Source organism: Streptomyces sp. NPDC001922, assembly GCF_042891165.1.
Classification (GTDB): Bacteria; Actinomycetota; Actinomycetes; order Streptomycetales; family Streptomycetaceae; genus Streptomyces.
Genome location: NZ_JBIASV010000010.1, coordinates 231588 through 241031 on the forward strand (window position 1 = coordinate 231588; position 9444 = coordinate 241031).

Here is a 9444-nt window from a genome sequence, read left to right on the forward strand (position 1 = left end):
CTGTCCGGGCCCGGGGCCCGGGTCAGGGCTGCTGGTCGCTCCCCAGGGCGATGCCGTCCAGCACCATCGAGAGGTACTGCCGGGCGATCTCCTCGGGGCTGTGCAGGCCGCCCGGCCGGTACCAGGACGCGGCGACCCAGACGGTGTCGCGCACGAAGCGGTAGGTGAGCCGGACGTCGAGATCGGCGCGGAAGGCCCGGTCCGCGACGCCGCGTTCCAGCGTCCCGAGCCACGCCTTCTCGAACTTCCGCTGCGAGTCGGCGAGATAGCCGAACCGCGGCTGGTCGGCGAGGTGCCGGGCCTCCTTCTGGTAGATCGCGACGGCGGCGCGGTGCCGGTCGATCTCCCGGAAGGACTCGGTGACGAGGGCCTCGATGGTCTCCCGGGGGCCGAGCCCGGCTTCGAGCACGGCGTCGTACCCGGCCCACAGCTCGTTCAGGAAGGTGGAGAGGATCTCGTCGAGCATCGACTCCTTGGAGTCGAAGTGGTAGTAGAGGCTGCCCGCGAGCATCCCCGCCTCGTCGGCGATCCGGCGGACGGTGGTGGCGTTGTAGCCCTGGGCGGCGAACACCTCGGCCGCGGTGTCCAGGAGCTCCTGGCGCCGCTCCGGTGAGGCGTTCACCGCGGTCGCCCGTCCGGCGCCGCGCGCCCCGGCGCTCCCGCTGCCGCGCGCGGCCTCTCCCTCGCCTCCCGGAGCGCCGCCGGTCCGTCCGCCGCTGCGTGCGGTGGTCTGCCCGCCGCCGCGGGTGCTGGTCTTCTCGCCGCTGTGCGGCCCACTGCTCTTCGGCACACCTTCATTGTCGTCTCACGCCCGCTGACTGCTGACCGGCACAGTCTCGCCGGTCATGTACGAGGAGTAGTCGCTCGCCAGGAAGACGATCACGTTGGCGACCTCCCAGGGCTCGGCCCAGCGGCCGAACGCCTCGCGCTCGGTGAGCTCGGCGAGCAGCTCGGGCGTGGTGACCTTCACCAGGTGCGGGTGCATGGCGAGGCTCGGGGAGACGGCGTTGACCCGCACGCCGTAGTCGGCCGCCTCGACGGCCGCACAGCGGGTCAGGGCCATGACGCCGGCCTTGGCGGCGGCGTAGTGGGCCTGGCCGCGCTGGGCTCGCCAGCCGACGACGGAGGCGTTGTTGACGACGACACCGCCGCGCCCGGCCGCCCGCATCCGGCGCAGGGCGGCGCGGGTGCAGCGGAAGGTGCCGTTCAGGGTGACGTCGAGGACCCGGCCCCACTGCTCGTCGGTCATCTCGGTGAGCTCGGCGGTGCCGCCGAGCCCGGCGTTGTTGACCACGGTGTCCAGGTGCCCGTGCCGCTCCTCGGCGAGGCCGAGCAGGGCGGCGACCTGGGCCTCGTCGGTGACGTCGCAGGCCAGCCCGGCGACCCGGTCGGTGCCGAACTCCGCGCCGAGGGCGTCGGCGGTCGCGGCGAGCCGGCGGGCGTGGGCATCGCCGATGACGACCCGGGCGCCCTCCTCCAGGAACCTGCGCGCGGTGGCCCCGCCGATCCCGGCGCCCGCGGCGGCGGTGATCACGGCCGTGCGCCCCTCCAGCAGCCGGTGGCCCGGTACGTAGGCGGGCGGGGTCGCGGGGGTCATGACCGTTACGCTAACCTACCAAACACTTGTTAGGGAAGGAGTGTTGGTGGACATCGCCTTCTCCTCCGCGGAGAACGCCTTCCGCGCCGAGGCCCGTGCCTGGCTCGCCGCCCATGTGCCCGCCGCTCCGCTGCCCTCCCTGGAGACGGAGAAGGGCTTCGCCGCCCACCGGGAGTGGGAGCGCACCCTGTTCGCGGACCGCTGGTCGGTCGTCACCTGGCCCGAGGAGTACGGCGGCCGGGGCGCCTCGGTGACCGAGTGGCTGATCTTCGAGGAGGAGTACTACGCGGCCGGGGCCCCGGGACGGGTCGGACAGAACGGCGTCAGCCTGCTCGCCCCCACGCTCTTCCAGTACGGCACCGAGGAGCAGCGGGCCCGGATCCTGCCGGCGATGGCGAGCGGCGAGGTGATCTGGGCCCAGGCCTGGTCGGAGCCGGAGGCCGGATCGGACCTGGCGTCGCTGCGGGCCACGGCGGAGCCGGTCGCGGGCGGGCGGCGGCTCGACGGGCAGAAGACCTGGTCGTCGCGGGCGGCGTTCGCGGACCGCGCCTTCGGGCTGTTCCGCAGCGACCCGGCGGCGGGCCGGCCGCACCGGGGGCTGACGTATCTGATGTTCCCGCTGGACGCGCCCGGGGTGACCGTCCGGCCCATCGGCCGGCTGGACGGCAAGCCCGCCTTCGCCGAACTCTTCCTCGACGGCGTCCTCGTGCCGGACGAGGACGTGATCGGCACGCCCGGCCAGGGCTGGCAGATCGCGATGAGCACCGCGGGGAACGAGCGCGGGCTGACGCTGCGCAGCCCCGGCCGGTTCACGGCCGCCGCGGCCCGGCTGGTGGAGCTGTGGCGGGAGCGGGCGGACCCGGCGGACACCGCGCTGCGCGACCGGGTCGCCGACGCGGTGATCGGCGCCCGCGCCTATCAGCTCTTCACCTACGCCGCCGCCTCGCGGCTGGCCGCGGGTGAGACGATCGGCAGCGAGTCGAGCCTCAACAAGGTGTTCTGGTCGGGGCTGGATCTGGCGTTGCACGAGACGGCGCTCGACCTGCTCGGGCCGGAGGGCGAGCTGTCGGACGAGGCCGGGGACGCCCCGGCGCACGGCGGGTGGGCCGAGGGCTATGTCTTCTCCCTCGCGGGACCGCTGTACGCGGGCACCAATGAGATCCAGCGCGACATCATCGCCGAGCGGCTGCTCGGCCTGCCGAAGGGACGACGGTGAGGTTCCTCCTCGACGACGCCCGGAACGACTTCGACCGCACCCTGGACCGGATGCTGCGCGGCAGCGGCACCCCGGCGGCGGTACGCGCCTGGGCCGCGGGCGACCACCGGGCGGGCGGCGCGCTGTGGTCGCGGCTCGGCGAGGCGGGGGTCTTCGGGCTGGCCGTTCCCGCGGAGTACGGCGGCTCGGGCCGGCTGCCGGTGGAACTGGCCGTGGCGTTCGTGCAGTTGGGACGGCACACGGTGCCGGGCCCGGTGGTCGAAACGGTGGCGGCCGCGGTGCTCCTCGGGCTGCTCGCCGAGGACGGCGGGCCCGGACCGGCCGCGAGCCGGCGGCCGGACACCGGCTCGGCGAAGCTGTCGGGCTCCGTCTCGGCGCGGCTGCCGGGCACCGGCTCGGCGAAGCTCCCGGGCACCGTTTCGGCGCAGCTGCGGGGGATCGCGTCCGGGGAGACCCGGGTGACGCTCTGCGCGCCCGGGGGCGGGCCGTACGCCCTGGACGCCGACAGCTCCGACGCCACGTTCGTCGTCGACGGCGACGTGCTGAGCCTGGCGACGGGCCACGGGCCGGTGCAGCCGTCGCTCGATCCCGCCCGGCGGCTGGCCCGGCCGGCTGCGGGCGAGCCGCTGGCGAGCGGCCCGGCGGTGCGGGACGCCGCCGCGCGGGCCGCGCAGTGGGCCTCGTTCGCCACCGCCGCCCAGGCGCTGGGCACCGGTCTCGCGCTGGTGGAGCGCACCGTGGCCTATGTGAAGCAGCGGCATCAGTTCGGCAGCGCGGTCGGTTCCTTCCAGGCGGTGAAGCACCGGCTGGCCGACGCGCTGATCGCCCTGGAGTTCGCGCGCCCGCTGCTGCACGGCGCGGCGGTGGCGCTGGCCGCGGAGGCACCGAGCAGTGCCGCGGAGGTCGCGGCGGAGGTCGCGGCGGCGAAGGTGAGCGCGGGCGAGGCCGCGTACGCCGCGGCGCGGACGGCGCTCCAACTGCACGGGGCGATCGGCTACACCGACGAGTTCGAGCTGTCGCTGTGGATCCGCAAGGCCCGCGCGCTGCGCACCGCGTGGGGCACGCCCGCGGACTGCCGGGCGGCGGTGGTGCGCGGGGCCGTGGTGGGCGGCTTCGCCGTTCCCGCTCCGGGGCCCGGCTCGGCGGGAGCCCTGGGGCCCGGCTCGGCGGAAGCTTCAGAGTCCGGCGCGGCAGGTGCTCGAGAGCCCGGCTCGGCTGAAGTCCGGGACTCCGGCTCGGCGGAAGCTCATGAGTCCGGTGCGGCGGGTGCCGCGGCGACCTCACCGGTCGGCCGGTAGCCCGCGGGTCGCCGCTTCGGGTGCGGCCGCCTTCGCCGTTCCCACTCCGGGGCCCGGCTCAGCGGGGCCTCGGAAGCCCGGCGCGGCAGGTACTCCGGCGGCCTCACCGGTGGGCCGGTAGCCCGCTCGTCGTGTTCTACGGGTGCGGGGCGGCGGCAGCGCTGCGGCCCTGAGCCGCCGTCGTCCCTGCGGTGCGGGCGCCCGCAGGGCAGCCCCCGCGCCGCGGCCGGGCCCCAGGACTGCCGTCCGGCCCCCTCCCCGCCGGCCCCTGCCCTCTCGTCGCCTTTTCCCGGCGGGCGCAGTACGCTCCATGGCATGCCTCTGCTCGTGCGACGCCGCCACGTGGATCTGCTGCGCGTCACGAGCATGTCCTGTCGCCGCACCGGCTGATCTCCTCCGGCCCCTGCCCCGCGCCGCCCGACCCGCCCGCGCCGCACCACGGCGCGCTGCCCGTCCCGCGCGGGGTGGCCGTGCTCCACCCTTCCCGACCACCGCCCCGGTCCCGTGCTGCGCCGGTTACCCCGGTCTGTCGCGGTCCGCCCCGGCCACCGCCGGTGCCACCGGGCTCACACCCTGCGGATCACCCATGTCGCTTCAGCTTCCCGTCATCGACCTGTCGGCCGCCGACCGCGGCCCCGCCTCCCGGGCCAGGCTCCACGCCGACCTGCACGCGGCCGCCCACGACGTCGGCTTCTTCCAACTGACCGGCCACGGCGTCACCGCGGCCGAGACGGCCGCCCTGACCGGCGCCGTCCGGTCCTTCTTCGCTCTTCCCGAGGCCGACCGGCTGGCGGTCTCCAACCTCGGCTCACCCCACTTCCGGGGCTACACCCGGACCGGCGACGAGCACACCGGCGGCTCCCGGGACTGGCGCGACCAGCTCGACATCGGCGCCGAGCGCCCGGCCCACGTCCCCGCCCCCGGCGAGCCCGGCTACTGGTGGCTGGAGGGCCCCAACCAGTGGCCGGACGCCCTGCCCGAGCTGCGCACCGCGGCCCTCGGCTGGATCGACCGGCTCAGCGGGGTCGCGGCCCGGCTGCTGCACGAACTGCTGGCCGCCATCGGGGCGCCGCCCGGCTTCTACGACGACGCCTTCGGGGACCGGCCGCATCTGCACCTGAAGATGGTGCGGTACCCGGGCCGGGCGCCCGACGGCGCGGATCAGGGGGTCGGCGCCCACAAGGACTACGGCTTCCTCACCCTGCTGCTCCAGGACGACATCGGCGGGCTGCAGGTGGAGCGGGCGGACGGCCGGTTCCACGATGTGCCGCCGCTGCCGGGGGCGTTCGTGGTCAACCTGGGCGAGCTGCTGGAGGTGGCCACGAACGGCTACCTCAAGGCCACCAACCACCGGGTGGTGAGCCCGCCCGGGAACCGGGAGCGTTTCTCCGTGCCGTTCTTCTACAACCCGCGGCTGGACGCGCGGATCGACCCGCTGCCGTTCCCGCACGCCCGGAGCGCGCCGGGCGTCACCCGGGACCCGGCGAACCCGCTGTTCGCGGAGTTCGGCCGGAACGAGCTGAAGGGCTGGCTCCGGGCCCACCCCCGGGTCGCCCGCCGCCACCACGCCGGCCTGCTGGCGGAACTGTCCTCGGCGGGATCGCAGAAGATCGGCGCCTGAGACCGGGTTCTCCGCGGTGCGGCGGACGAGCGCGCGACCGGCTCGTCCGCCGCACCGTGGCCGCTGTGTGCGGCCTCGCCGACGCCCCCCCTGCCGGTGACCGCCGCGGGGGCGGGCACCTGGGCCGTCGGCGTTCTCCTGCGCGGGGCGCCGGCGTCCCCGCGCAGGAGCGCTGACAGCACGACAGCCCGGCCGCGACGGTCCCGTCGGCGTCCTGGGCACCGGATCCGTTTCGAGGGTGACGTCCCGGTGTCGTGCTGCCGCGCCTTCATGTGACGCGCGTGCTACGGATCAGGCGCGTGCTACTTGATCCTGAACTTCCAGATGTGGAGCGGCCTGTTCGGGTACGAGATGTCATTCCACCGGTTCACATCCACCACGGCGCCGTTGAAGTCGTACATCGTGATGTCGTTGTTTCCCGTGGAAACCCGGTCGACCCATCCGTCGATCTTGTAGACGCCGGCGTTGGCCCAGCAGCTCTCTCCGTTGTGGCGGCTACCGTGCGACCAGATCTTCAGAAAGTTCTCACCGTCGCGGCAGGTGACCTGGTCTGCCGCAGCACTGCCCGACGGCCCGATCAGGGTGAACATGCCGGCTGCGGCCAGTCCCGTGGCCAGAATGCGGGCCGCTTTCATCTTTCCGGAAACCATCACTTCTCCTGTCCGAATCAGCACCCCGCGCAACAGTCATGACGCAGCACGGAGTGGTGTTGCTGTTCTGGTGTGGCGCCCGGCGGGTTCAGGACCACCGGGCGCTCGCCGAAGGGGCTTTCAAGCACTCTCCCCTCGATCCGCCGCACGTCGCACCGCTGTTCGGAACCGTGCCGCGGTCGGCTCCGTCAAGCGTAGAAAGAGCGCCGTCGCCCACGCTTGGACGCCGGCGCCAGCTCGATGGAACATCAGCGCCACGAAGGAGAGCGGGGAAACATGACTGCGGCCGACAAGCCTGAAAAGGCGCTGGAGTTCGCCATGCACATCACTGCACCGACGACCCCGGAGGAAGGCTTCGACAGCTTTCGGCGCGGCTGGGAGGAGCAGACGGGTGCGGAATATCCGGCACCGGCTTTCACCGCGGGCCGCGCCGGGGAATTCGAGATCAGCGCTCGCGCCGTCACGGTGCTCGACTCGGTCATCGCCGATGTGCCCAGCACGTCACTGCTGGGGACCTTACGCGGCGTGCCGCTTTACGAGGACAACCGAGTGATGGTGCATGTGGTGCGGCGCAACACCTGGCGGTTCGACCGGCGCGGCGTCGACCGACTGACCGTCCCGGCCGGGCGATTCCTGGTGCACCGCAGCGGCCCGCCCGTGCACGAGACGGCACGCGACACCGCAGCAAAGGTGCTCATCCTGCCGGCCTCGGCCGTGGGGCCGCTCAGGGGCGACCGGCTGATCTCCGGAGCGGCCGACGCCCCGGAGATGCGGATGCTCCTCGCCCACGTCCGGATGATCGACGAGACGCTCGCGGATCTGACTCCGGCCGGGTTGCATGCCGCTCGCAACACACTGGTCGAACTGGTCGGCGGCGTGGCTGCCGGGCGGTCCGACGGTTCCGAGCCCCGGCTGGCCGCCGCCCTGGTGCGCGCGGTGAAGGACCTCATAGACCGCCGGCTGACCGACCCCGACCTCTCCCCGGCGATGCTGGCCCGGGCTCTCCACATCTCCGTGCGCACCCTCCACCGGGCGTTCGCGACCGTCACCGCGGACCACGCGAGCATCAGGACCGGGGCAGGGGCAGGGGCAGGGGCAGGGGCAGGGGCAGGGGCAGGGGCAGGCAGCGCGGACACCGTCGCCGGGTACATCCGCGACCGCCGGCTCGAACAGGCACGACTGGCCCTGCGCGCACCGGCCGGACGGCCGAGCGTCGCGGAGGTCGCCGCTCGCTGGCAGTTCTCCGACAGCAGCCACTTCATCCGGGCCTTCAAGAGCCGGTACGGCCGGACGCCGGCCGCGTACGCCCGCGACTGCGACCACGCGGAACCTCCCGTGGAGTGATTCCGCACGGCGCGGACCATCGCGCGGTACCGTTCGTTCGAACGGTTCAGCGACGGAGACGAGGTGTGGCCCGGTGTCCCGACCCCTGCCCCAAGGACTTGCCGAGCAAGCCCGCGCCCTCGCCCGGGGCGAGGTGTCGTCCCGCGAGCTGGTCGAGCGGTCCCTCGCCCGGATCGAGGCCGCACAGCCCACGCTGAACGCCTTCCGCCGGATCCGCGCGGAGGCCGCCCTCGCCGAGGCCGAGGCCGCCGACCGGAGGCTGGCCGCCGGTGAACGCGCCCCATTGCTGGGCGTGCCGGTCGCCGTCAAGGACGACATGGATGTCGCGGGCGAGCCGACGGCGTTCGGCTGCCCCGGCGAGTTCCCGGTGAAGGCCGAGGACGGGGAGGCCGCACGGCGGCTGCGGGCGGCCGGGGCCGTGATCGTCGGCAAGACCAACACCCCCGAGCTCGGGCAGTGGCCGTTCACCGAGGGGCCGGCGTTCGGGGACACCCGCAATCCGTGGAACACCGGGCACACGCCCGGCGGTTCGTCGGGCGGTACGGCTGCCGCCGTCGCGGCCGGGCTGGTCCCGGCGGCACTGGGGTCGGACGGCGCGGGCTCGGTCCGGATCCCCGCGGCCTGGACGCATCTGGTCGGGATCAAGCCACAGCGCGGACGCATCTCCACCTGGCCGGACGCCGAGGCGTTCAACGGGATCACCGGCATCGGCCCGCTGGCCCGCACGGTGGCGGACGCCGCGCTGCTGCTGGACGTGACGAGCGGCAGCCACCCCGGCGACCGCCACCAGCCGCCCCCGGTCTCCGTACTGCCCGCGGCGGAGCGGGAACCGAGGCGACTGCGCATCGCGCTGTCGTACCGGACGGCGTTCACCGGCACCCCCAAGTCGCTGCACCCCGAGGTGCGGTCGGCGGTCGCGGGCGTCGCGGAGCGGCTGGCCGCCCTGGGCCACGAGGTCCTCGAAGAGGACCCCCGCTACGGACCGGTCGGGCTGACCTTCGTGCCCCGGGCGACAGCCGGGGTACGGGAGTGGGCGGCCCGCGTCCCGGACCCGGCGCTGCTGGACCCCCGGACGCGCAGCGCGATGCGGCTCGGACGGCTGCTGGGCGGCGGCCCGCTGCGGCTGGCCCGGTCCGCCGAGACCCGGCTGCACGCCCGGGTGGGGGAGATCTTCCACCGCTTCGATGCCGTGCTCACCCCCACCACGGCGACCCCGCCCCCGGCGATCGGCGCGATGGCCTCGCTGTCGGGCTGGCACACCGACCGGACGATGATCGGGCACTGCCCGTATGCGTGGCCGTGGAATGTGCTCGGGTGGCCGGGGATCAGCGTCCCCGCCGGGTTCACCGGGGACGGCCTGCCGGTCGGCGCGCAACTACTGGGGCCGGCGAACAGCGAACCGATGCTGGTCTCCCTGGCGGCCCAACTGGAGGCGGACCAGCGGTGGTACGAGCGGTGGCCGAGCCTCGTCGGCCCGGTGGGCGAAGCACTGCCTGGGCGGCGGTCGGAGAGGGGGCCGGTGTCGTGAGGCCGGTGTCGTGAGGCCGGTGGCGTAGGCCCGTTGGCGCAGTGCCGGCGGCGCAGTGCCGGATCGCGGCCGGGGGTGCGTCGTGGGTGCGGGGGGGGGGGGGGGGGGGGGGGGGGGGGGGGGGGGGGGGGGGGGGAGGGGGGGGGGGGGGGGGCGGGGGCCGGGGCGAGCACAAACAGCCCCGCAGCCC

The 9444-nt window shown here is 74.7% G+C and carries 8 protein-coding genes; 5 read left to right on the forward strand and 3 right to left on the reverse strand.

From position 1 onward, the window contains the following. Nucleotides 1–22: 22 nt before the first annotated feature. Both ACFYYR_RS20345 and ACFYYR_RS20350 read right to left on the reverse strand, forming a co-directional pair. Nucleotides 23–622, reverse strand: a complete 600-nt coding sequence (locus ACFYYR_RS20345; protein ID WP_388855439.1) for a TetR/AcrR family transcriptional regulator — start codon at nt 620–622, stop codon at nt 23–25. Nucleotides 623–805: 183 nt separating this feature from the next. Further along, nucleotides 806–1597 carry an SDR family oxidoreductase gene (locus tag ACFYYR_RS20350; RefSeq protein WP_388855050.1) on the reverse strand — a complete coding sequence of 264 codons (792 nt, stop codon included), beginning with the start codon at nt 1595–1597 and terminating at the stop codon, nt 806–808. 46 nt (nt 1598–1643) lie between these two features. On the opposite strand from ACFYYR_RS20350, the gene ACFYYR_RS20355 reads away from it, so the two are divergent. The 3 genes from ACFYYR_RS20355 to ACFYYR_RS20365 all read left to right on the forward strand — a co-directional run bounded on the left by ACFYYR_RS20355 (nt 1644) and on the right by ACFYYR_RS20365 (nt 5732). After that, complete coding sequence (locus ACFYYR_RS20355; RefSeq protein ID WP_388855053.1) at nt 1644–2813, forward strand: acyl-CoA dehydrogenase family protein; 1170 nt, start codon at nt 1644–1646, stop codon at nt 2811–2813. Further along, nucleotides 2810–4111: an acyl-CoA dehydrogenase family protein gene (locus tag ACFYYR_RS20360; RefSeq protein ID WP_388855056.1), complete on the forward strand. Its 1302-nt coding sequence runs from the start codon at nt 2810–2812 to the stop codon at nt 4109–4111. Before ACFYYR_RS20355 ends, ACFYYR_RS20360 begins: the two co-directional genes overlap by 4 nt. A gap of 586 nt (nt 4112–4697) precedes the next feature. Further along, nucleotides 4698–5732, forward strand: coding sequence for an isopenicillin N synthase family dioxygenase (locus tag ACFYYR_RS20365; protein ID WP_388855059.1), 1035 nt, complete (start codon nt 4698–4700; stop codon nt 5730–5732). 302 nt (nt 5733–6034) lie between these two features. On the opposite strand, the gene ACFYYR_RS20370 is transcribed toward ACFYYR_RS20365, so the two are convergent. Beyond that, entirely contained in the window at nt 6035–6382 is a 348-nt protein-coding gene (locus ACFYYR_RS20370; RefSeq protein WP_388855062.1) for a beta/gamma crystallin domain-containing protein, read from the reverse strand. A 276-nt stretch (nt 6383–6658) separates the two neighbouring features. Here ACFYYR_RS20370 and ACFYYR_RS20375 point away from each other — a divergent pair, with 276 nt between their 5' ends. Both ACFYYR_RS20375 and ACFYYR_RS20380 read left to right on the forward strand, forming a co-directional pair. Continuing rightward, nucleotides 6659–7726: a helix-turn-helix domain-containing protein gene (locus ACFYYR_RS20375; protein ID WP_388855065.1), complete on the forward strand. Its 1068-nt coding sequence runs from the start codon at nt 6659–6661 to the stop codon at nt 7724–7726. Nucleotides 7727–7799: 73 nt separating this feature from the next. Further along, the gene (locus tag ACFYYR_RS20380; RefSeq protein WP_388855069.1) at nt 7800–9254 is read left to right on the forward strand and encodes an amidase; all 1455 of its coding nucleotides are present in this window, start codon (nt 7800–7802) and stop codon (nt 9252–9254) included. Nucleotides 9255–9444 lie beyond the last annotated feature (190 nt).

What these genes read in the sequence shown, in the direction of transcription:
- ACFYYR_RS20350 (WP_388855050.1), bottom strand. Translation starts at nt 1,597, where the DNA reads ATGACCCCCGCGACCCCGCCCGCCTACGTACCGGGCCACCGGCTGCTG.
- ACFYYR_RS20365 (WP_388855059.1), top strand. Translation starts at nt 4,698, where the DNA reads ATGTCGCTTCAGCTTCCCGTCATCGACCTGTCGGCCGCCGACCGCGGC.
- ACFYYR_RS20370 (WP_388855062.1), bottom strand. Translation starts at nt 6,382, where the DNA reads ATGGTTTCCGGAAAGATGAAAGCGGCCCGCATTCTGGCCACGGGACTG.
- ACFYYR_RS20375 (WP_388855065.1), top strand. Translation starts at nt 6,659, where the DNA reads ATGACTGCGGCCGACAAGCCTGAAAAGGCGCTGGAGTTCGCCATGCAC.